Raw genomic sequence first — 22,817 nt, forward strand, 5'->3', positions numbered from 1 at the left:
CGATGATGAAAACAGGCACCCTATACGAGCCCCGCACCCCGGCGGCGGCTTGACAAACACCATAGGGACACCCCCCCGGCGGTGCGTACCTACCAATGCGTAGAAGTGTTCCCCACGCCCGTGGGGATGAGCCCGTGATTTTGAGGCTCATAAGCGTAACATGTTGCGTGTTCCCCACGCCCGTGGGGATGAGGACCTTGCCGTGGCCGTGCCACAGGGTGCCGCGTGTGTGTTCCCCACGCCCGTGGGGATGAGCCCAAAAACAAGACCGTCCAATTCGAATACACACCGTGTTCCCCACGCCCGTGGGGATGAGCCCAAGGTGAAGTTTAACGATTGGTTCTATGGTCGGTGTTCCCCACGCCCGTGGGGATGAGCCCGCTCTACTGGGAATCCCCACTCGACCTTCCCAGTGTTCCCCACGCCCGTGGGGATGAGCCCAAGCCCGGACACGCTTGCTAAGATTCTCCGCGGTGTTCCCCACGCCCGTGGGGATGAGCCTATGCGTGCGAACCGTTTCAACACTTCCACGGCGTGTTCCCCACGCCCGTGGGGATGAGCCCTTCCTCGCCCGTGCCTATCACGGTTCAAACCCGTGTTCCCCACGCCCGTGGGGATGAGCCCGATACCGTAAACAGACTGCGTGCTGACCGTGAGTGTTCCCCACGCCCGTGGGGATGAGCCCAATCACGCTAAGTTAGGGAGTACATGTGGATCGAGTACGTTTCGGGGATTTGAAACCATATGAGGTCGTTGACAGTCTCGACGACTTGAAAGGGCCATTGCACGAGCCTATCCGCCTGCCGATCTGGGTTCGGTGGATTGACGACGGCGACATTGATGTGACTGAGCTCGGCGGAGCGCGCCTCGCCTATCAAGCCCTTCTTGCAGAAGGTACCGCTGAGATCCAGGCGCAACTGATAAACAAAGACAGATTGCTTCAGGTATGGCCACATTTGATTCTCGATTCCCGTGTACGGGACCTTTGGGAAGGGCGCTTCCCTGAGCTGAGGTGCTCCCCACACCCGTGAGGATGAGCCTGGCACTGTATGCACTGCTCTGCATAGTCCTCCGTGTTCCCCACACCCGTGGGGTTGCCCCCACATCGTCGGAATCATCACAGTGGTGAAGTCGTGCTCCCATCGCCTGTGGGGACGAGGTCGCGTTTCTCATGCCAGAGGGGTTTCGGGCGACACCACCAAAATCACCATTGATTAAATTACACATAATTAATTAGAAGTGTTCAACATTCAGGAAATTACACAATAAATGCATCCAGGGTGACGCTATACACAATTATTCCACATTGCACATTTCCAGAATGTTTCAAACGTTTCACAAACGTTTCCGCAGGTCACAGCCCCTCCACTCCAAACCTTTCTCTCAATTTTTATTCGCAAATCTATATACAAGCATCCATTTAGTGCTGTAGTTTTAATCCGTCGACCACGTCGATCAAAAGTATGAAAAGAACCGACGAGACTGGAGGAACAACTATGACACCGGATCAGGTTGCAGCGGCGTCGGGAAACGCGAGCTGGATGCTCATCTCAGCTTCACTTGTGCTTCTAATGACACCCGCCCTAGCACTGTTTTACGGCGGCATGTCACGCCAGAAATCCGTTTTGAACATGATGCTGATGAGCTTTGGAGCAATCGCGGTAGTCAGCATCGTCTACGTGCTGTGGGGCTGGTCAATGTCCTACGGCTCACAATCCATCCTGGGCCTGTTTGCTAACCCCTTTGAGTTCTTTGGACTGCGGAACTCAATCACAGACACTAACGGCAACTTCATCGCGGGAGCCAGTGGTTACGCCAACATTATTGACATTGGCTTCCAGCTGACCTTCGCATCCATTTCCGTTGCACTCATCTCAGGAGCACTAGCCGAACGCGTCAAGTTCAGCACCTGGCTAGGCTTCGTCGTACTGTGGGTGACCTTCGTGTACTTCCCGCTTGCACACATGGTGTGGGGCGGCGGTCTACTGTCACACAGCGCAACCGGGCTTTCTGCGATGCTGTTCGGCTCTAACGGCGAAGAAGCAAACGTCGCCCCCATCGACTTCGCGGGAGGCACAGTCGTCCACATTTCAGCCGGCACCGCCGCCCTGGCGCTTGCCCTCATCGTTGGCAAACGCGCCAACTTCATGAAATCCCCACACCGCCCACACAACGTTCCATTCGTCATGCTGGGTGCAGCCCTACTGTGGTTCGGTTGGTTCGGCTTCAACGGCGGTTCGGCATTTGCCGCCGACGGAGCCGCTGGACTCGCCTGGCTCAACACAACCGTAGCTACCGGCGCCGCCATGTTGGGCTGGCTAGCCTACGAACGCATCACTGAAGGCCAGCCAACCTCACTGGGTGCCGCCTCGGGCGTTGTCGCCGGACTTGTCACCATTACTCCGGCAGCCGGAGACCTCACCCCACTCACCTCAATCACTCTGGGTGTCATCGGTGGCGTACTAGGAGCGTGGGGAGTTGGCCTGAAATACAAGTTCCACTATGACGATTCGCTTGATGTTGTAGGCGTCCACCTGGTCGCAGCCCTCTGGGGGACAATCGGCGTGGGACTCTTTGCCAACGACCGTGGCCTACTGACCGGCGGTGGGATGGAAGGGCTCAAGCTCTTCATCATCCAGGTACTGATTGCAGTCATCGCGATGCTCGTTTCGGGTCTTTTCACCGCACTAATCGCGTTGCTCCTCAAATCAACATCCGGCTGGAGAATTGACCCCAAACAGGAGTTCACCGGCATCGACATCACCACCCACGGCGAGTCCGCCTACGACCGAAGCATCTTATAGGCCGCCCGCTACACCCCCACCTTCATTAAGGAGCTCACATGAAACTCATCACTGCCGTTGTGAAACCGTTCACGGTCACTGAAATCAAAACCGCACTGGAGCAACTAGGCATTCATGGAATGACCGCGTGGGAAGTCCGCGGTTACGGGCAACAACAAGGCCACGTCGAGATTTATCGTGGCGCGGAATACGCCGTCGATTTCGTCGACAAGGTCCGAATCGAGGTCCTCGTTGATGACCCCCAGCTCCAAGGAGCCCTCGAAGCCATCGTGAACACCGCCCGCACCGGAGAAATCGGCGACGGGAAAGTGTGGGTCACCCCCGTTGAAGAAGTCATCCGTGTGCGCACCGGCGAACGCGGAGTTGACGCCGTGTAACGACCACCGTGAGTGTGGGGCAGGGTGCTTACTTGCCCCACATCACGCGGGTGCCCCGCTTCTTGTGGTACACAACTGTTCCGCCTTGGAACTTTTGGCGCACTTCGTCACCTGATTTGTATGGGTCCGTTTTGGGGTAGCCCAGGCGTCCTTGTTCCCATCCTTGTTTGCTCCAGGTGTTTCGAATCGCACCACTCGTGTAGTGCGCACCGGTCTTCTTGGACCAGTGGACGCTTCCGTGTTCAAAGTGCTGGAACGCACCGGGCTTCTTGCCACTGATCTGTTTTTCAGTGCTCACCGGGTTCTTGAGCGTCGCCTTGTTGCGCTCCCAGTTAGACTTCATGCCTCCCCACAGCGGGTGCGTTCCCCGCTTGGAGTGAATAATGGCGCCACCTTCAAAGTTCTGACGCACGCGGTCCCCGCTCTTGAATGGGTCCGAGGTGGGATAACCTAACCGTCCCTGCTCCCACCTGTGTTTACTCCAGGTGTTACGGATCCCGCCGTTCGTGTAGTGCGCACCGGAATTCTTAGACCAGTGAATACTGCCATTCTCAAAGTGCTGGAACGAGCCGGGCTTCTTCCCACTGATCTTCTTTTCAACGCTCACCGGGTACTTCACGGCCCCCTTGCTCCGCTCCCAGTTTGACTGGATCCCGCCCCACACGGGGTAAGTGCCACGCGAATGTTCAATGATCGCGCCACCTTCAAAGCTTTGACGCCACCCGTGACCAAACTTGTAACGGTCCGACTTGGGGAAGCCCAACCGGCCACGTTCCCATCCGTGTTGTGACCAGACTTTACGCATGGGCGCTGAGTACGCAGTGAAGTACACGCCCTGCTTTGACTGGTACACCACGCCGTTCTTGAAGTTCTGCAAAACACCTTTACCGGACTTTCGTTGCGGGTTCTGCGGTGGCCCGGTTTCATCTTTGTGCTTGTTGTAGTACTCCTGAATCCCCTTCGACTCAATAGGCGCCGCGGGTTTCACCGGCTGAGAAATCCGCAACTGTGCCAACTGCCCGTAGAGCCCCGCACCCGGGCAGTCTGTGTTCCCCACGTCCCGGTGTCCAAAAACCCGAGGCAGCGTCCGCACAGTACCCTCTTTGAACTTCGACGTGCCGCCTTTGGACGTCAGTTTCACCGTGGAGCTAGGGTCGTATCCCCACAACTGACCCTGCCAACTCACAATTTTCTTCAGCGAGTTCAGCACCGCTGAGCTCGCCGGCTTGTTGTACGTACCCAGCACGGAAATACCAAACGTACTGGTGTTAAACCCACCAGCGTGTGCACCAATCACCGCATCAGTGAGCCCGCCGGAACGGGCTTCGTAGATGTTGCCCCATTTGTCGACGACCATGTTGTACCCGATGTCGCACCATTTGCGACCGTTCTGGTGGTACCCCTGGATACCGCGCAGAATGGATGGCACCTGCGCTTGGGTGTAGGAATTGGAACCCGCGGTGTGGTGGATGACCACTGCCTTGTTAACTTTGGTTTCTTCCACTGGGCAGCCTTTGCGTGGCTCTTTCGCTCCCCAGTCTTTGCGGGATGTGTAGGTGAATCCGCCAATCTGGGATCCACCTGTAGCATGAGCGGGCGCAGCACCCGCGACGGCCCCACCTGGGCGAACGTTGCCCGTCACTCCGGTTTCTGCAACGTACAGATCAGATTTTTGTTCCGTGCGAATCTCAACAGAGGTGCCCGCTGGCACTACTAGCGGTTCAGTACCCTGTAACGCTTTCCCTGCTTCACCCGTTCCAGCGTCAGGCCCGTCTGCGTCGTCAGCTGGCAACTCTTTCCAAGGACTCCACTGACCGTTGTGATCCTTGGAACGGTATTCGGCTTTTTCAATCCCGGTGTTGCCTTGCCACGTAGCGCCTACTACAGACACTTTGGCTTTAGGCGTTTCCACCTTTTTGATTTGCCCACGTGAAACACTGATTTCACGGGTTTTTGTCTCAGGAGCTTTGGCTTGTGTCACCACTGTTGGTAGCGGTGCAACGACAAGACCAATGGCCAAGGTTACGGATGTAAGAATGCGCGGGAGCGAAGATGGCATAGGTGAAACTTCCTGTCACTCATCACCTAACAACAATTCTTCGATTATTGTAACTTCAGCTCCCGCGCGTTCGCTACGCCGTTTTATGCGCGCGCCAGAATGTTCCGTGCCTGCTGGAGCAACGGTTCGTCAATCATCTGACCCTGGTACGTCCACGCACCGGCATCCGCACTCGAAGCCGCCTGGATCACACCACGCGCCCATTCGAGTTGTTCACCGGAGGGCCTAAACGCGTTCCGCACAACTTCCACGTGCTTGGGGTGGATGAGCGCCTTGGCATCAAAACCGCAGTTGACTGCGTCATCGGCTTCCACGCCGAGGTCGTCCAAGTTGTCAATGTCCGTCCACACCGAGTCGATGGCAAGTTTTCCGTGCGCTTTAGCAGCCATGAGCACCCTGGCGCGGGTGTAGACCGCGGGTGCCCGATAGTCACCGGCCGCCGTGCGGGAGTGGCCGCCACCCAGGGAAGCGAAAAGGTCTTCAGCACCCCACATGAGGCCGGTCACGCCTTCGTGCGCAGCAATGGTATCCACGTTAACGACGCCTTTGACGGTTTCGATCAGCGCGTACACCTTGAGTCCACGGATGTGTTCCAGGGCTTCCGTGTCCTCGACCTTTGGCAGCATGACCGAATAGCCACTGCCCGGCAGCTCAGAAAGTAGCTTGAGGTCCGAGTGGAACCACTCCGATCCCACCGGGTTGATGCGCACCACGGTTTTCGTGGGGTCGAGCGCTTGATCGCTATTCTGAAACTCCAGAAATGCCTTACGCGCGTCAGCTTTGTGGGCAGGTGACACAGCGTCTTCGAGGTCCACGATCACCACGTCTGAGCGTTCTGCGGCCTTGGTGTAACGGTCGTTACGGTCGCCGGGAACAAACAACCAAGCGGGTTTCACTGTTGTGGCCATGTCACTTACCCTTCGTTCTTTTCTGCGTGGTCTGATGTAAACACCATGGTCTGACGCACGGCTTTCGCTACGATTGCGCCGTCCTGGTTACGCCCAATGTGTTCAAGGGTGACAATCCCCTGCCCTGGACGTGACCGCGACAAACGCTTGTCCAGGATCTTGGTTTCCGCATACAGCGTGTCCCCGTGGAACAGCGGTTTGGGGAATGCGACCTCGGAGAACCCTAGGTTCCCCACGATGGTGCCCTGGGTCAGCTGGCTGACAGACAGCCCCACCAGCGTGGCCAGCGTGAACATGGAGTTCACCAACCGCTCACCAAAAGGTTCCGATTCAGCAAAAGCTGCGTCTAAGTGCAACGCTTGCGTGTTCATGGTGACCGCGGTGAACCACGTGTTGTCTGCTTCCGTGATCGTGCGGCCCGGGGCGTGCTTGTAAACCGTGCCCACTTCCATTTCGTCGAACCACAGTCCACGTTGCTGGACCACTGCCGACTCATGTTCTTCATGTGTGTTGTGCGTCATATCTTCACATTACCCGTGCTTAATTGATGACCCCGAATTCGTAGCCCCGCTTCTTCAGCTCCTTGACCAGCGGAGCGATCCCTTCAGCAGTGGCATCGTTATCGCGGAAGTCGTGCATGAGGATGACGGCGACATTCGGGGAATCCGACAAGGTCGACAAAGCTCGCTTGGCCCGACCTTCACCCGTGGAACTCGCCGAATCGGTACCGTCCCCATTTTCAGAGTTCCAGTCGATCCAGTACGAACCCTTCTTTTCAAGGGCTTTATCTGCAGCACCCATTTTGCGCCACCCGTGCCCGCCTGGGTAGCGGTGGCCGTGCACCTCGTAGTCCTCACCCAGCACGTTGCGCACAGATGTGAGGGCCTTGTCGTAGTCCTTTGAGATGTTCTTAGCGTTGGCCTGGCGCCCTGGGTACAGGTACGAGTACTTGTGCGAATAGGTGTGGATGCACACCGAGTTCCCGTCCTCAATGGTCTGCTTGAGGTGTTTATCACCGTCGGGCCCTTCGACCCCCAGTTCACCGGCAATCACGAAGAACGTGGCAGGCGCGCCGGCTTTTTTGAGTTCCTTAAGCACCGTGGGCGTGATGTTCGTGGGACCGTCGTCGAACGTGAGGAAGGCGATCTTCTTCTTAGGGTAGTTGGCCGCCTCGGCTTTCTCCCCGTGCAACCAGTTGTGTACGTCTTTGGCTTCGTATGCGTATTCCGCCGCCTCGTACGAATGGTTGGTTCCCGGCTTCAGCTCGGTGGGGTCGGGAGTGGGCGTTGGGGTTGGGGTGGGCGTGCTTTCGGGGCTCGCCGAGGTGGTTGGGGCTCCCTGCCCGCCTCCCGAGGTGGATTCGGAGCCGTTGGTCCCGCACCCTGACAGGACCAAGGCTCCGACAACTACACTTGAAAAAATTGCGCGTTTCACGCTCTTATTGTTTCCAAAACGGAACGTGCTTTCAAACGCTTATGCCAGGCCCAGTTCGCGAGCAATGAGCATGTACTGGACCTCAGTGGTTCCTTCGCCCACTTCCAGGATCTTGGAGTCGCGGTAGTGGCGGGCAACCAGGTATTCGTTCATGAATCCGTAGCCACCGAAGATCTGGGTGGCGTCACGCGCGTTGTCCATTGCAGCGTCACCTGCGATCAGCTTGGCGACAGCGGCTTCCTTCTTGAACGGAAGGCCAGACTCCATGCGGGAGGCCGCCAGGTAGTACGCAGCGCGGGCAGCTACCACGCGGGCTTCCATGCGCGCGATCTTGAACTGGATGCCCTGGTAGTTGGCGATCGGCTTGCCGAAGGTCACGCGTTCCTTCGCGTACCGCACCGACTCATCTACGCATCCTTGTGCGGCACCCACGGACAGGGCGGCGACTGCGATACGGCCTTCGTCCAGGATGCGCAGGAAGTTGGCGTAACCTCGGCCGCGTTCACCCAGCAGGTTCTCTTCCGGAACACGCACGTTGTCGAAGGTCAGCGGGTGGGTGTCGGAGGAGTTCCAGCCCACCTTGTCGTAGGCAGGTTCAGCGGTGAAACCAGGGGTTCCAGTAGGGATCATAATGGTGGAAATCTCTGGCTTTTCCTTACCGTCGCGACCCGTGCGGATTCCGGTGACGGCGGTAGCGGTGACCAGGCGGGTGATGTCCGTTCCGGAGTTCGTGATGAACTGCTTGGATCCGTTGATGACCCATTCGCCGTTTTCCAAAACAGCCTTCGTCTTGGTGCCGCCGGCGTCGGAGCCGGCCTCGGCCTCGGTCAACCCGAACGCAGCCAACCCAGAGCCATCGGTGAGCTTGGGCAGCCATTCCTGCTTCTGCTCTTCGGTTCCAAAGCGGTAGATGGGCATAGCACCCAGCGAAACCCCGGCCTCCAGCGTGATGGCCAGCGACTGGTTGTTGCGCGCCAGCTCTTCAATAGCCAGGCACAGGGCGAAGTAGTCGCCGCCCATTCCGCCGTACTTTTCATCAAAAGGCAGACCGAACAGTCCCATCTGGCCCATTTTCGCGACCAGCTTGTACGGGAATTCGTGCTTTGCGTCGAGTTCGGCGCTAACAGGTGCGACTTCTTCGTCTGAGAACTTTGCAACCTGCTGACGTAGGGATTCGTATTCTTCCGGCAACTGGCCGGGCATAAATGTGATCATTGTTCTTCCTCTTCAACTACCGTTGCTAAAACTTCGTCCAGGGCCACTTGCGCGCCTGCAACCGTTGACAGTTGCACTACGCCGGTGACCGGTGCACGTAGAACGTGCTCCATCTTCATGGCTTCAAGTACCAGCACTGGCTGGCCTTCTTCCACGGGGTCTCCCTCAGCGACCCGCACCGAGGTCACGGCCCCCGGCATAGGTGCTGTAATCGAGGCGCCTGCACCGGCCGCACCCAGGGTGGTGTCGGCCTGCGGGCGTCCGAACATGAACACACCGCGCGTGCTCGCCACCCACACGTTTGCCGGCGTCGCCCACACGAGCGCCCGGTGGTCGGCCCCGCAGCAGGTGACGACGACCTCGGCGCCGGTTCCTACTGGACGCACCCGCGCGGGCTCCCCCGCGTACACGGCGTCCACGGACTCGCCCTGGTAGGTGAGGTCCACGCGTTCGTTGATGGGGGCGGCGTTGCGCCAGCCGGTGGCGTTCCAGGCTGAAGGTGCCGAGGTGGTTGCCCGCTCCCGCTGCCCTACGCCGTGGGTGACCGCGACCGCTGCGAGCAGGGCGTCGACGGGTTGCGGGGCGTGGGCCAGGTCGTCTTCCGTGAGGCGGTCGATCAGCCCTGTGTCCAGGTCACCTGCGATGACGTCGTCGCGGGTGATGAGCATGCGCAGGAAGTCGATGTTGGTCACGATTCCCGGCACTGCGGAGTGGGCGAGCACGTCGTCTAACTTGGCGAGCGCTTCTTCACGAGTGGGCGCGGTGGTGATGACCTTGGCGATCATGGGGTCGTAGTCGCTCACGATCGTCTGGCCTGGCTCCAGACCGGCGTCGACGCGTAGACCCGTGTCATTGTCGTTGCCGAACACCACGTCGAGCGCGGTACCACCGGTGGGGAGGAAGCCGCGGGCGGGGTCTTCTGCGTAGATACGCGCTTCGATGGAGTGCCCGGTGAGGGTGATGTCCTCCTGCTTCAGAGTGAGTTCCTCACCAGCTCCGATCCGCAGCTGCCATTCCACGAGGTCAATGCCGGTGACTTGTTCGGTCACGGGGTGTTCGACCTGCAGGCGCGTGTTCATCTCCATGAAGAAGAATTCGTCGGGGTTGTCAGCAGATGCGATGAACTCAACGGTTCCCGCTCCCCGGTACCCAACGGAACGTGCGGTTTCGACTGCAGCTTGGCCGATCCGGGCGCGGGTTTCTTCATCGAGCAGCGCACTTGGGGCTTCTTCGATGACTTTTTGGTGCCTGCGTTGGAGTGAACATTCGCGTTCGCCTAAGTGGATGACGTTTCCGTGCTCGTCGGCCAGGACCTGCACCTCAATGTGGCGTGGGGTGGAGATGAGGCGTTCGAGGAACAAGGTGTCGTCACCAAAGGAGCTGGCGGCTTCGCGGCGTGCGGCCTCGAGTGATTCGCGCAGGTCTTCCTGCTTGAACACCGCGTGCATACCTTTTCCACCACCACCGGCAGATGGCTTGATCAGCACCGGCATGCCCACGTCAATTGCCGCCTTTTCCAGCTGGTCGTTACTCAAGCCGGACTCTGCGACACCGGGAACCAGTGGGACACCTCGGGACGCTACGGCCTGCTTGGCCGTGATCTTGTCACCCATGGTGCGAATGGCGCTAGCGGTGGGCCCCAGGAACACGATTCCGGCGTCCTCACAGGCGGCGGCGAACTGCGCGTTTTCGCTCAAGAAGCCGTAGCCGGGGTGGATTGCTTGCGCGCCGGTGGACTGGGCGGCTTCGATCACGCGGTCGATCTTCAGATACGACTCGCTGGCTGCCGCTGGCCCCAAGCGCACGGCTTGGTCGGCGAGTTTGACGTGCGGGGCGTGAGCGTCGGCGTCGGAGTACACAGCCACGGTTTGCACGCCCAAGCGCTGGCACGTGCGGATGACGCGCAGCGCAATTTCACCGCGGTTGGCGATAAGAATTTTGGTAAACATGTCGATGTCACATCCTGAAAACGCCGTAGCCAGCAGAGTTAAGCGGACGCTCGAGTGGGGCGTAGCGTGCGGCTTCGAGGGCCAGTGCTAGCACTTGGCGGGTCTGCGATGGTTCGATGATCCCGTCATCCCACAAGCGAGCGGTTGAGTAGTAGGGGTTTCCTTGGTCTTCGTACTGTTGGAGCACGGGGGCCTTGAACGCGTTTTCTTCTTCGACTGGCCAGTCTTCGCCGCGGGCTTCCATCTGGTCGCGTTTGACGGTTGCCAGAACGCTGGCGGCCTGTTCACCACCCATGACCGAGATGCGCGTGTTGGGCCACATCCACAGGAACCGAGGTGAGTAGGCGCGTCCACACATGGAGTAGTTTCCGGCGCCGTAGGACCCGCCGATGATTACGGTGAACTTGGGCACGCGCGCGGTGGCCACAGCGTTGACCATTTTGGCGCCGTGTTTGGCGATTCCGCCGGCCTCGTAGTCGCGTCCCACCATGAATCCGGTGATGTTTTGGAGGAACACCAGAGGGGTATCGCGCTGGTCGCACAGTTCGATGAAGTGCGCGCCTTTCTGTGCGGATTCCCCGAACAACACGCCGTTGTTGGCGATGATGCCTACTGGGTGGCCGTCAATGCGGGAGAATCCGGTGATGAGGGTGTTGCCGTATTCGGCCTTGAATTCGTGGAACTCGGATCCGTCGACGATGCGGGCGATCACCTGGCGGACGTCGTACGGGGTTCTGAGGTCCGCGGGCACCACCTGAGTGAGTTCGTCCGAGGTGTATTTCGGTTCTTGCGGTTCTGCCCGTTCCCATGCGGGGGCAGGTGTGGCGGGCAGGGTGGCGACGATGTCGCGCATGATTTCGAGTGCGTGGTCGTCGTTGGCGGCGAGGTGGTCGGCAACGCCCGAGGTGCGCGCGTGGAGCGCTCCCCCGCCCAGCTCTTCTGCTGTGACAACTTCACCGGTAGCGGCTTTCACCAAGGGCGGGCCACCGAGGAAGATGGTTCCTTGTTCGTTGACGATGATCGACTCGTCAGCCATGGCAGGCACGTATGCACCACCGGCGGTACACGACCCCATGACTGCGGCGAGCTGTGGGATCCCAGCTGCCGACATGGTGGCCTGGTTGTAGAAGATACGACCAAAGTGTTCACGGTCGGGGAACACGTCGTCTTGGTTGGGGAGGTTCGCTCCCCCGGAGTCCACGAGGTAAATGCACGGGAGTTTGTTTTCACGTGCGATTTCTTGTGCGCGCAGGTGCTTCTTGACGGTCATGGGGTAGTACGTTCCACCCTTGACCGTGGCGTCGTTGGCCACAATCACACAGATGCGTCCGTTGACCAGGCCCATGCCGGTAATGATGCCCGCACCTGGCGAGTCGTCGTTGTACATGCCGTTGGCTGCCAGCGCGGAGAACTCGAGGAAAGGGCTACCCGGGTCGAGTAGACGTTCCACGCGGTCGCGGGGAAGAAGCTTTCCGCGGTCCAGGTGCTTTTGCCTGGATCGTTCCGAACCACCCAGAGCGGTCTGGGCTGTGCGAGCGCGCAGTTCGTCAATGAGCTGGCTGTGCGCGTGCGCGAATTCTTCCGCTGTGCTGGGGTCCGGAGGTGTACCAATGGCGCGCATTGTGAACTCCTGTGTTCTTGTGCCGGCGTTCATCCGGCAATGTTCAGCATTCGACCACTCAGTGAGTGATCATTAACTGAAAGCTATACTAGCTGGCATGGCCACTTCAGACAAGGGAATTTCCCGCCAGCTTGCAAAGGCGCAGCGACGAGAGGCGATCATGGAATCGGCGAAGGTGCTGTTCGCCAGGCACGGCTTCCTGGCGGTGAGCATCGACGACATTGGACACGGTGCTGGCGTGTCTGGGCCTGCGGTCTACCGGCACTTCCCGTCAAAGGAAGCAATCCTGTCGGAGCTGCTGGTGGGGATCTCCAACTACCTCAAAGCAGGTGGTGGGCACATTGTTGAGAACTGGAAGGCTCCCTCGTCCAAAGACATCTTGATTAAGCTGATCGACTTCCACTTGACGTTCGCGGTCACGGAGTCTGAGCTGATTCGGATTCACGACCGCGACTTGGGGAGCCTGCCCCTGGACGGGCAAAACCGGGTGCGGGCGTTACAGAGGGCTTATGTCAACCGGTGGGTGAGCGTGCTGACGTCCATGTCCGACCTGACCCGCGATGAAGCTACTGTGCGGGTCCACGCGATTTTCGGGATGCTCAACTCCACGCCGTACGTGGTGCGACGTAAACCAGAAGAAGTGATTCGCGAACAGTTGAGACGTGCAGCGTTGGCGTCGCTTGAGATCGACCCGGACGAGTGAGGGACTAGCTGTTAGTCGACGATGCGACGGTTGGCCAGACGCGGATCGTCTCGGAAGGACACCAGCATGAGTGAGGTGTTCACTTTGTCGATCACTTGGCTGGCCGTACGGCCCAGCTGAACTGCCATTCCGGCAAACAGACCAAGCCCGCGCTTACCCATGACAAGGAGACGGGCGTTGTCAGACGCTGCGACGAGCACCTCGGCGGCGGGGCCCTGCGCGTACTCAACGGACACGTCCAGACCGGGTACTTCCGAACGCAACCAGGTGAGGTCAAGTTCTGTTTGCGTGTGGGTACGTTCGCTGTCACCCAGCGGGTCGACGCCCACGACCACGCGTAGGGGCAGGCCGGCGTTGACGGCAAAGTCGGCGGCGTCCAGGGCGGCCACGCTGGAGTATTCAGACGTGTCCATGCCTACGACCACGGAATCACCAGCGTCGCCTGGGCGGTAGATGAGCACGGGACACAGCGAGTGGCCGGGGAGTCCGCGGCTGGTGCGTCCGATTCGGCCGGCGAATTTCTGGTCTGCGCCGTGGTGACCGATGACGAGCAAGCCCGCGTCGTCTCCCAGCGTGGCGAGTTGTTCTGCAGGGTCACCTGCCATGACGCGGGTTTTGATGGGCGCCGAGGTGGTTTCTGAGTCCTTGTGCGTGGATTCGAGTTGCGTGCGCAGGTCGTCCAGCATGGCTTCGCATTTCTTGCGGTCTTCTTCGCTGGGTGTTGCTGGCTGAACTGCAGGCAGGGAGCCGGTGTACGGGGTGGTCACGTCACTGGGAGCCGGGAGCACTGGGTGCGCGCCGTCTGGGATCACCGCGACTAACACGATTTCGCGTGCATCTGCGAAGTGGGCTACGGCAAAATGGGCCGCTTCACGTGCGGATTCTGAGTCATCAATACCCACAACTACGCTGTCGCGCGACAGTTTCATGATCCACCTCGAAGTCGAACAACCGGATTATGCCCAGCTTAGCCGAGTGGTGACGATCAAGCTGTGTGGAGTCAAAGAGAGCCCCCTGTCGGAATCGAACCGACGACCTTTTCATTACGAGTGAAACGCTCTGCCGACTGAGCTAAGGAGGCAACCAGACAGATTCTAGTGGGGTGGCTTCGGCTCGTCAAACTTCAGTACCCAACCCAGCCTCGGCGCTCCGCATCCAGCACCTTTGGGTGAAGAAGGGTAGACGCTTCCACGTTCTTCACCGCCCCACGATCACGGTCAGGCGGAAACACAACGGAAGCGCGGGCCACCTCGGGCGTCATAAACGAAAGTCGCGGGGCAACCGCGTCACTGACCTTCACTTCCGGGGCGGCACCCTTAGCAGCCACGAAATACCCCCAGTCCCCAAAACTGGGCACATCCACGTGGTACGGCGTCGTCGCGAACCCGGCCTGCGCAACAGACTCACCTATCCCCCAGTACGCCTCAGGCGCGAAGTACGGGGACCCCGCCTGCACCACCATCCGAGCGCCAGGCGCCATCACGTGCGAAACCAGGTCGTAAAACTCGATCGTGTACAACTTAGCGGTGGGCACATCATCCGGGTCGGGCAAATCCACGATCACCACGTCAAACTCTTGGGATGGCCCGGTGCGCACCCACGAAAACGCGTCCGCATTGGTCACCTGCACCCTCGGATCATTGAGCCCGTCTTGATTGAACTTACGCAACCGCTCGTCGCTCTTAGCCAAATCTGTGACAGCGGGGTCCAGATCAACCAGCGTCACCGAATCCACCTCGGGATACTTGAGTACTTCCCGGGCAGCCAGTCCATCGCCACCACCCAAGATAAGCACCTTTGCGTGCTTCCCGTTCATCACCGGGTGCACCAGAGATTCGTGGTACCGGTGCTCGTCTAGAGATGCGAACTGCAGATCACCGTTGAGGAACAAGCGGGTGTCGGATGTGCGCGGGTCCTTCGTCAGTACGATCTCTTGGTAGTCGCTTCGCTCCGCCGCCACGATCGGGTCCCGGTAGAGTCTTTGCCGTGCGGACACCTCGATCGTGTCCGCCAACGCCCACGCAACCGCCAGAAAACCTAACGCCACCACCAGGCAGATTGAGACCGCAACTTTGGCGCGCCGCACCAGGCTACGCCGAAACAGCCACAGGACGACCACCACACCCGTCAGCGCATTAATCGCACCAGTCACAATGGTGCCCCGCACCAACCCCAGCAGCGGCAAAAGCAGGAACGGGAATGCCAGCCCGCCCAGCAAACCGCCCACGTAGTCCGCCGCAAACAGATCCGCGACGGCACTCGATGCGCGTTGTTTGCGAATGGACTGGACCAACTCCATAAGCAACGGGATTTCTGCACCAATCAGCGCACCAATAATGAACGCACACACCACCAGCGCCACCATATATAGATCCATGTAGGCGAACGCCATGTACAGCAGGAGCACACTCAGCCCACCAATGACGCTGAGCAGGACCTCGATGAGAGCAAACGACACTGCCGCCCACCTGACCAGGCGTTTGGTAGCAACCGAACCCACGCCCATGGCGAACACCATCACGGAAAGGACAATGGACGCTTGAACAATGGTGTTACCCAGCAGGTACGAACCTAACGCGATGAGCGCAAGCTCGTACACCATGCCACATGCGGCACATAGAAACACCGCAAAGAGAACCGTGAACCGCGCCCAGCCCGGTTTTACTGCAATGGGTGGGAAAGTGGGTTCGGGAGACTGCGGCCGTTCAGTAGTCACAAAAGCGCCACGCTAATGATGAGCGCCACCCCGAGGTAGGTCGCAGCTGACACCCACGTGGCAGGGTGAAGTTCAGGGTCGTGCACAATGTCACCCAATTTGCCCGGCGTGAACAGGTCGATCAACAGGAAGCTCACTGCCATCACGACGATGCCCATAACCCCGTACACCAGCGTTGAGACCAGGCCCGCAAGCAGGTCGTGGGCGCTTGCGTAAATCGCTGCACACACAATGATGGACACGCCCAGCGCTTTTGACCCCACAAGCAGGGCCGCGTTCTTCGAGCGTTCTTCCCACAGCAGAGTTCGCAACTTGCCCGGAGTCAGCAGATCAACGATGAAGAATCCCGCCATCATCAGCAGCAACCCAATCACCGCGTACATCGCCACGCCCGCACTGTCGCGGAGTAAGTCAATTACCATAGTTCCTCAATCTCTTTACTTGCAGTCCTTGTAACCTCGGGCTGGTTCTTTCTCCCCTTATTTACCAGTCCCCGGGCCACCACCTCGGTACCCGGAACCGGACCCGGATCCCGAACCGGGGAACCCAAAGAACCAACCACCACGCGCCTTCTTACACCCGACGTAAAAGTAGCTGGTGCCTTCTCTGTCGTATTCGCCTCGGCCTTCGGTGTAGATGTAGCTTCCGTTTTTCAACGTGTAGTCGCCGCACTGGTTTGGGTCGGTTCCAGGCGTAAATATGACCCCAACGGCGACATATGTGGCCACCACGATCACGAGGACAGAAATCCAGATACCTTTCTTTTCCTGTCGGTTGAGGTAATCGGGTAGCAGACGGTAAAGAAAGTTCATCGCATGTGCCCGCTTCCCTGATCGCGGTCCCGGAACAGCTGCGTGTCAAGGCTTAGCACGGACCGTGTTTTCACTACTTCGCCACTTTGCGGGTAGCAGTGCCACGTGCACCATACGACCCCGTTGCGGTTCGTGGCGCATGTCAGAGCCGTAACTGCGCCAGGCTGGCCGGGAAATATCACGCTGCACTGGGCGGGAGAGTCCGCGAGTTGGCTTTCGATCCGGTCGACCTCGCGCAGGAAGTCTGCCGGCTTCACAACAGTGGAGTCGAAGGTGAGCTGGCCACCGTGGGCAACCGCGCAGGAGTCGTTTGCTGGCACCCACGGTTCGCGGTCAGGTAGGCATGCCAGGGTTTCCCGCACCCACTCATACCCAGCACTCCGCACCGTCACTTGGTGTGAACACCCCAGTACGGCGAGTTCAACCTCCAGTGGCACACCCGCGTGAGTAAACGTAAAGTCGCGTGCCAGCACGGGCGTGATCCTGGGCTCGTCGAGAGAATAAACCAGCTGATCAGCCCTAGTGTCAACGAAGTCAATATGAGCAGGGGCCGTGTGTATGCCCGTTGCTTTGCCCGTCGCTCTGCCCGTCACCAAACCTGTCACTGTCATATCAGGACCCCGGGTAAATGGTGAAGCTTCCGCGTGGCAACGGCCGTCCAATGCTCGCTTCCCACGCCCCGTTACCAAACCGCTCAAAGCTCAAGAGCGTCCCGTCGTCCGATTCGTAGTCGGCATACTGTGCGACTCCCGACTCTGGCAGACCCGTGGTTCCTTCTGTTCTGAAGTTCGCCTGCCCCGATTCGTCAAGCCGGAACTGCATATTGTTGTACGTCACCACTGACGCACCAGCTTGTGCGCTTAGACCAGGCGCGTCCTGCCACAGCACCATTTGAAGATCGGGGTCAGCTTCGACCGACAGCCACCGCCGCGTAGCGTTCGCATCCGCCTGAAAGAAGTGTTCATGCCAGGTGTACACACCTTCGGTGAAGTGGATGGAACCGCGAACAAAGTACTTGTCATCACCGAACTGGAGCATGTCCCCGGCCCGGATTTTGAACGGGTCGCCGGTTGTGTCTTGCTCGGTGGCAAAGGGGTCCCGAGGTGTCCGTTGAGTTTCCCCGTATGTCTCCCCGCGGTTCCGAGCCTTTTTCACCGTGGCGACGATGTAAATCACTGCGCCGATGATGAGCGCAATAAGGAAAATGAACGCGAGGAATTTCATGGCTGGCCCGATCCTGTTTGTGGCTGGCTGTTTCATAACCAATTTACTCTGTTGCTTCGTGACTCACCCGCAGGCGAATGTGTCACATTAGGTACAGTAATGATTAATGTCTGCTCATCCGAACCTCTCTACGACCACTGACCTGGAACTATTCATTCACCAGTTCCACCAAGCAGTGGAAACCGAGTCCCCTTCAAACGACAAGGCCGCGCTTCACCGTTCCGCGCGCCTTTTGAGTGCGTTGGGCGAAGGTTTAATGGGCGAGCCCGCACAGATAGATGTCATCGACGGCTTCCCCCACCTGGTGTGGCGCTTTGGAAACGGCCCCCGGCGCGTAGTGCTCATTGGCCACCACGACACTGTGTGGCCACTGGGAACCATCGACGATATGCCTTTCACCATCTCTGGTGGGATCATTCGCGGACCCGGTACCGATGACATGAAAGGTGGCGTGCTCATCGCGATGCACGCACTCAAGAAAGTCAAAGAGCAGCTGGGCACTCTGGACGGTGTCACGCTTTTAGTCACTGCTGATGAAGAGCTAGGATCCCTGACCTCCCGGGACCTCATCGAACACGAATCTGCTCACGCACGCGCGTCCCTGGTTTTTGAATCCGGTGGACCCAACGGTGAGGTCAAGGTAGCCCGCAAGGGTGTGGCCATCTACCACCTCAACGTCACCGGGCGCGCCGCCCACGCTGGCGTTGAACCAGAAAAAGGCATCAACGCCACCGTCGAAGTGGCCTCGCAAGTCGTCAAGATCGCAGGGTTACACAAACCTGAAGCCGGGACGTCCGTGGTCCCTTCCTTTATGCACTCCGGAACCACCACCAACACGGTGCCAGCGAACGCTACCTTGTCGATCGACTCACGGGCCACCTCGGCCCGCGAACAACAACGCGTAGACCAGGCGCTGCGCAGACTGCGCCCTGTCATTCCGGGCGCTCAACTCCGCTTAGACGGCGGGATCAACCGCCCACCGTGGGAACGCAAAGTGTCAGCGCACCTGTTCGCCCGAGCCCGCAAAGTAGCGCAGGAACTGGGACACGACGAACTCAAACCCATCATGGTGGGTGGCGGTTCCGACGGAAACTTCACGGCGGCCTTGGGCACACCCACCCTGGACGGTTTAGGCACTGTGGGCGGCGGATCGCACGCGGTGGACGAACACGCCCGCATCGATTCGATTCTGCCCCGCGTCGACCTCACCGCAGGCCTGGTGGTAGACCTGCTGACTAGCGACCAGTAGCCTGAGCGGCAGGACTCCACGGGCGAGACAATCCAATGAACGCGGCTTCCACGATAAGGAGTGGGGCCGTGTTTGTTTGCAGGCGGGCCCGGGCCAGTTGCAGGACTTCGATCTGTTTGAGCGTGGTCACGGGGTCTGAAGAGTCAGCGATGCTCGAGATTAGCTGTTCATCCCCCACGTTGATGAGGTTTTCTTTTTCGCCCATCCCCCACATGAGGACATCCCGGTAGAGCGCGAGCAACTCGAGGAAGACAGCGTCGAGTTCGTCATTGCGGGCTCGTGAATCGCGGCGCTTTTGTTCGTCTTCGAGCCGTTTGATCTGGGAACGCACGGCCGGTGGCGGGTTCTTTCCCGGTTCAACCCCGAGCGTGCGCAAGAGTTCTTCTTTTTCTTGCGCGTTGCGGTCCTTGGTGCGGTCACTGGCACGTGTTGTTGCTTGCTCGAGCGTTTCGCCAGCGAGCCGAACGGTGGCACCCAAGGAGTCGAACTTGAGTGGGATGCGCAGAATCTGTTCACGTACCTGGCGTGCATCAGCGTTGGTCGCTAAGTATTTGGCACGCCCAATGTGATTCTGGGCAGCCGAGGCCGCCCACGTCGCAACCTCTGGGTCGATACCGTTACGTGTGTTGAGCAGTTGTGCGATCGCTTTGACCGGCGGGATGCGCAGGTTGACGTTACGGCACCGTGAGCGGATGGTCATCAGAACGTCTTGGGGGCTGGGGGCGCACAGGATCCACACGGTCGCCGGCGGGGGCTCTTCAATAGCTTTGAGCAGCACGTTCGATGTACGTTCTGTCATGCGGTCTGCGTCTTCAATGATGACCACACGCCAGTCGGCGTTCACGGGTGCGGCTTGGGCTTTGCCCACAATGTCGCGGACCTCGTCGATTGAGATGACCGACTTTTGGGTGGAGATCACCGTCATGGATTCGTGGTTGCCTGCCAGCGCTCGTTTGGCCTGTGCGCTTAGCGTTGCGCCGTGGTCAGGGGTGAGAAGCGCGGCGGCGAAGGCTTTGGCGGCGTTCGACCTGCCCGACCCAGGCGGCCCTGTGAGCAACCACGCGTGCGTCATGGACTGCGGGTCACTGGCCGCGCGCGCCAAGGTTGCGATCGCTGCGTCCTGACCCACGAGGTCTGCCCACACGGTCCCGGACATTCCGGAGCTTGTCTCAGCCGTCATGAATTCCGTCGCGCATCACGCAGACGTTGACGCGCCTGCTGTTCGATCAAGGACTGCCGCTGTAACTTAGCCCGGTAGGTTTCAGGGTCGGGCTCTGCCGTGTTTGAAGGCTTATCTTGAGTCTCTGACGCTTCTAGCGTTTCTGGCTCTGCCGTAGCGCGAGTTGATCCCTTTGATCCCTCAGGTTTTGGCGCGCCTTCAGCTTTGGGACGTTGCGGCAGAACGGTGGTTGCAGCGTTTTCTGTGTCTTCGGCACTTTCAGCGCCTTCAGCATCTTCAGCGCTGTCCGGGTTGTCTTTATCTTCTGTGCTGTCAACACTTGCTGCGCTGTCAGCGTCTTCAGCACCATCAACTTTGATTGGTTCGGTTAAGAACTGTGGCGGCTCAGCGTATCGGTGTTCTTCGACCGCTTTTTGGGCGTCTTCAGGAGACATCCGTTCTGTGGGAACCCCTTCGAACACACCTCGGGGTGCGATCGGTTCAAAGGTGTCGGCGACGTCTGCTGACTCTTCACCGTCGATCATGGCGTCAACCACGCGCTGAATGTGTTCTGCGACCTCGTTGACTGAGCGTCCCGCTGGAATCACTGCGTACCGGTCAGGCTCAGCTTCTGCCAGCCGGAGGAAACCTGCGCGCACGCGGTCCTTAAACTCAAGACTCTGTTTGTCTAGATGGTTAGCGTCCTCACGGTTCCCCATGCGTTCGGCGGCCACGCGTGGGTCAACGTCCAGAACCAATGTGAGGTTTGGCACCAGCCCCGAGGTCGCCCACCTCGACAAGGCCAGCACATCGTCTTCAGACAGCTCACGGCCTCCGGCCTGGTAGGCAAGCGAAGAGTCAATGTACCGGTCAGTGACAACCGCACCGTCCTGTTCCAGGCTCGGTGCCACGAGGGTCGCAACATGGTGTGCACGGTCAGCTGCGTAAAGGAGCGCTTCTGATTTCTTTGACACCGCTTCACCGTCAAGCAACACGCTGCGAATGGACTTCCCCGCAGGCGTGCCACCGGGTTCGCGGGTCGCAATAACGGGGTCAAAGCCGCGGGATTCTAGGTGTTCGACCAGTTTGCGAATCTGGGTGGTCTTCCCGGCCCCGTCCCCGCCTTCGATCGCGATAAACAGCCCGGTGGAAGGCGTTACGGGTTCTGGAACGGCAAGGGAGTTGGCACCGGCATCCTGGGGTTCGTCCGCCGAGGTGGTCGCCGCTGGCAGCACGCGTGTTTCCTGATCTTCAGCGACTGCGAAGGCTGGTGCTGTGGCTCTAGGCGAGTTGTCGCCGGAAACTTGGAACGCGTTCATGAGGTCGACGCCCATTCCGCGCACACCCATGGGTGAGAAAAAGAAGATTGCCAAGATTCCGGTTGCAAAGGCCAGAAGACCGATCGCACTGAAGGCCACGCCGGATGCGGACAGCACCCACGTGGTTACTGCTGACAGGTGGATGTCGAACGTGAGGTCAAGACCACAGAGCAGAGTAGCCAACAGCGCACCTACAGCGAGGCCCACGCGGCGTGAGAATTCATATTTTTGAGCGCGCACACCCACGCCCACGCAGAACGCGGTGAGTGCCATGAGTACGGCTTTTCCGGAAAGCTCGTCAATCAAGCCAGCGCAGATCATCAACAGCCCCGCTGCGACCAACGCGAACGCGGTAAGGCGTGGACGGGTCATGCCGGGAGCGAAGGTGGGACCGGACTCGTATCCGGCAGCCCAACCCAAAAGAACCGCCGCAGTCATGAGTCCGATAGCACCCTGACCGTATCCCCCATCCACAGTGGCAGGAAGAGGAAGTAAGAACAGTGCGCCCAGTACTGCGAACAGTGCGTAGCAGGCCCACGGAAAAGCGATCGACATGTGACCGCGGGAGCGTTTGATGGCCAGGGTGTGAGGGAACGTGTGAAGGTCATCGATGTCGCGGTCAGACGACAGCGGGAACACCAGTACCATCAGTGCTGCCACAATGAGGAGGATCGCCCCGACAAACAGGAGCCAACGTAACGCGTGAGCACCGGCCGGAACCCCGTGTTCCAGCTCAAAGTAGTACGTGACCAGCAGGAAGATTCCAACCGCCAGGCCACCTGTGCGCCACGGTTTGGTGTGAAGTTCAGGCGCGTGGGCAGCAAGTACGCCCACCAACATGCCCAGCAAAGCGGCCACGATCAGGGTGAGCCAGAAAGTAGGAATGAACACAACGACGACTGACACGCACGCAGTCGCGGCTGCAAAAAGTGTGAGGAGCTGGGAACGGACCGACTCTTTGAGCTGTGTCAGCTTTTTAGGTGGAATGAGGACACCCGCCACCGCGAGCGCAAAGAACGCGAGTAGTCCTGGAACCGCGAAAGATGAGTTGAACCCGCCGTCGCGTTGGATCTGGGTGAGTTCGCCGTAGCGGCTGATGTCCATGGCCCCGCCGAAGCCGTGGATACCCACAATTGCGAAGGCAATCGCCGCTGAGCTCAGCGCGACGAGCCACGCCCCTACTTCGAGCGCAGCGTGGCCAATGGTTCCGGCGTGTGGCTTAGAGAGAACAGTTTGAGTATCCACATGGCTAAGCCTACTCGCCCAGC

20 protein-coding genes, 1 tRNA gene and 1 CRISPR repeat array are annotated in these 22,817 nt (G+C 59.3%); of the genes, 5 read left to right on the plus strand and 16 right to left on the minus strand.

Annotation, left to right across the window (positions count from 1 at the left end):
* Nucleotides 1-105 precede the first annotated feature (105 nt).
* Nucleotides 106-685: direct repeats of the CRISPR family, unit length 29 nt; unit sequence GTGTTCCCCACGCCCGTGGGGATGAGCCC.
* A 25-nt stretch (nt 686-710) separates the two neighbouring features.
* From QP868_RS06615 to QP868_RS06625, 3 genes are all read left to right on the plus strand, one after another.
* Entirely contained in the window at nt 711-1,031 is a 321-nt protein-coding gene (locus tag QP868_RS06615; RefSeq protein WP_284925810.1) for a transcriptional regulator, read from the plus strand.
* 465 nt (nt 1,032-1,496) lie between these two features.
* On the plus strand, nt 1,497-2,804 hold the full coding sequence (locus QP868_RS06620; protein WP_284925811.1) for an ammonium transporter: 1,308 nt from the start codon (nt 1,497-1,499) through the stop codon (nt 2,802-2,804).
* A gap of 38 nt (nt 2,805-2,842) precedes the next feature.
* Nucleotides 2,843-3,181 (plus strand): P-II family nitrogen regulator, encoded by a 339-nt coding sequence (locus tag QP868_RS06625; RefSeq protein ID WP_284925812.1) that lies wholly within the window; start codon nt 2,843-2,845, stop codon nt 3,179-3,181.
* A gap of 28 nt (nt 3,182-3,209) precedes the next feature.
* On the opposite strand, the gene QP868_RS06630 is transcribed toward QP868_RS06625, so the two are convergent.
* The 7 genes from QP868_RS06630 to QP868_RS06660 all read right to left on the minus strand — a co-directional run bounded on the left by QP868_RS06630 (nt 3,210) and on the right by QP868_RS06660 (nt 12,367).
* Entirely contained in the window at nt 3,210-5,240 is a 2,031-nt protein-coding gene (locus tag QP868_RS06630; RefSeq protein WP_284925813.1) for an N-acetylmuramoyl-L-alanine amidase, read from the minus strand.
* An 83-nt stretch (nt 5,241-5,323) separates the two neighbouring features.
* A complete protein-coding gene (locus QP868_RS06635) occupies nt 5,324-6,148 on the minus strand; it encodes an HpcH/HpaI aldolase/citrate lyase family protein (RefSeq protein WP_284925814.1) in 825 nt (274 codons plus the stop codon).
* Between the two features lie 5 nt (nt 6,149-6,153).
* Nucleotides 6,154-6,669, minus strand: a complete 516-nt coding sequence (locus tag QP868_RS06640) for a MaoC family dehydratase (RefSeq protein ID WP_284925815.1) — start codon at nt 6,667-6,669, stop codon at nt 6,154-6,156.
* Between the two features lie 19 nt (nt 6,670-6,688).
* The gene (locus QP868_RS06645; RefSeq protein ID WP_284925816.1) at nt 6,689-7,582 is read right to left on the minus strand and encodes a polysaccharide deacetylase family protein; all 894 of its coding nucleotides are present in this window, start codon (nt 7,580-7,582) and stop codon (nt 6,689-6,691) included.
* A gap of 39 nt (nt 7,583-7,621) precedes the next feature.
* Complete coding sequence (locus QP868_RS06650; RefSeq protein WP_284925817.1) at nt 7,622-8,797, minus strand: acyl-CoA dehydrogenase family protein; 1,176 nt, start codon at nt 8,795-8,797, stop codon at nt 7,622-7,624.
* Nucleotides 8,794-10,746, minus strand: a complete 1,953-nt coding sequence (locus QP868_RS06655; protein ID WP_284925818.1) for an acetyl/propionyl/methylcrotonyl-CoA carboxylase subunit alpha — start codon at nt 10,744-10,746, stop codon at nt 8,794-8,796. Before QP868_RS06655 ends, QP868_RS06650 begins: the two co-directional genes overlap by 4 nt.
* A gap of 7 nt (nt 10,747-10,753) precedes the next feature.
* A complete protein-coding gene (locus QP868_RS06660) occupies nt 10,754-12,367 on the minus strand; it encodes a carboxyl transferase domain-containing protein (RefSeq protein ID WP_284925819.1) in 1,614 nt (537 codons plus the stop codon).
* Nucleotides 12,368-12,464: 97 nt separating this feature from the next.
* Between QP868_RS06660 and QP868_RS06665 the strand changes: the two genes are divergently transcribed.
* Nucleotides 12,465-13,070, plus strand: a complete 606-nt coding sequence (locus QP868_RS06665) for a TetR/AcrR family transcriptional regulator (protein ID WP_005883954.1) — start codon at nt 12,465-12,467, stop codon at nt 13,068-13,070.
* Between the two features lie 11 nt (nt 13,071-13,081).
* Here the strand turns inward: QP868_RS06665 and QP868_RS06670 are convergent, their stop codons facing one another.
* From QP868_RS06670 to QP868_RS06700, 7 genes are all read right to left on the minus strand, one after another.
* Nucleotides 13,082-13,999 (minus strand): universal stress protein, encoded by a 918-nt coding sequence (locus QP868_RS06670; protein ID WP_284925820.1) that lies wholly within the window; start codon nt 13,997-13,999, stop codon nt 13,082-13,084.
* A gap of 79 nt (nt 14,000-14,078) precedes the next feature.
* Nucleotides 14,079-14,151: transfer RNA gene (locus tag QP868_RS06675), tRNA-Thr, on the minus strand.
* 42 nt (nt 14,152-14,193) lie between these two features.
* On the minus strand, nt 14,194-15,786 hold the full coding sequence (locus tag QP868_RS06680; protein WP_284925821.1) for a polyamine aminopropyltransferase: 1,593 nt from the start codon (nt 15,784-15,786) through the stop codon (nt 14,194-14,196).
* The gene (locus QP868_RS06685; protein ID WP_284925822.1) at nt 15,783-16,208 is read right to left on the minus strand and encodes a DUF350 domain-containing protein; all 426 of its coding nucleotides are present in this window, start codon (nt 16,206-16,208) and stop codon (nt 15,783-15,785) included. The genes QP868_RS06680 and QP868_RS06685 overlap by 4 nt, the downstream gene beginning before the upstream one ends.
* Nucleotides 16,209-16,265: 57 nt before the next feature.
* Nucleotides 16,266-16,598: a hypothetical protein gene (locus tag QP868_RS06690; protein WP_284925823.1), complete on the minus strand. Its 333-nt coding sequence runs from the start codon at nt 16,596-16,598 to the stop codon at nt 16,266-16,268.
* Nucleotides 16,595-17,209 carry a DUF2617 family protein gene (locus QP868_RS06695; RefSeq protein WP_284925824.1) on the minus strand — a complete coding sequence of 205 codons (615 nt, stop codon included), beginning with the start codon at nt 17,207-17,209 and terminating at the stop codon, nt 16,595-16,597. Before QP868_RS06695 ends, QP868_RS06690 begins: the two co-directional genes overlap by 4 nt.
* A 1-nt stretch (nt 17,210) precedes the next feature.
* Nucleotides 17,211-17,858, minus strand: coding sequence for a DUF4178 domain-containing protein (locus tag QP868_RS06700; protein ID WP_284925825.1), 648 nt, complete (start codon nt 17,856-17,858; stop codon nt 17,211-17,213).
* Between the two features lie 70 nt (nt 17,859-17,928).
* Between QP868_RS06700 and QP868_RS06705 the strand changes: the two genes are divergently transcribed.
* Nucleotides 17,929-19,071 carry a M20 family metallopeptidase gene (locus QP868_RS06705; RefSeq protein WP_284925826.1) on the plus strand — a complete coding sequence of 381 codons (1,143 nt, stop codon included), beginning with the start codon at nt 17,929-17,931 and terminating at the stop codon, nt 19,069-19,071.
* Here QP868_RS06705 and QP868_RS06710 read toward each other — a convergent pair.
* Both QP868_RS06710 and tmk read right to left on the minus strand, forming a co-directional pair.
* Nucleotides 19,058-20,251, minus strand: a complete 1,194-nt coding sequence (locus QP868_RS06710) for a DNA polymerase III subunit delta' (protein WP_284925827.1) — start codon at nt 20,249-20,251, stop codon at nt 19,058-19,060. The genes QP868_RS06705 and QP868_RS06710 overlap by 14 nt on opposite strands.
* Nucleotides 20,248-22,794, minus strand: coding sequence for a dTMP kinase (gene tmk, locus QP868_RS06715; protein ID WP_284925828.1), 2,547 nt, complete (start codon nt 22,792-22,794; stop codon nt 20,248-20,250). The genes QP868_RS06710 and tmk overlap by 4 nt, the downstream gene beginning before the upstream one ends.
* Between the last annotated feature and the right edge of the window lie 23 nt (nt 22,795-22,817).

The sequence above is a fragment of the Brevibacterium sp. UMB1308A genome, from assembly GCF_030230605.1.
In the GTDB taxonomy this organism is placed as follows: domain Bacteria; phylum Actinomycetota; class Actinomycetes; order Actinomycetales; family Brevibacteriaceae; genus Brevibacterium.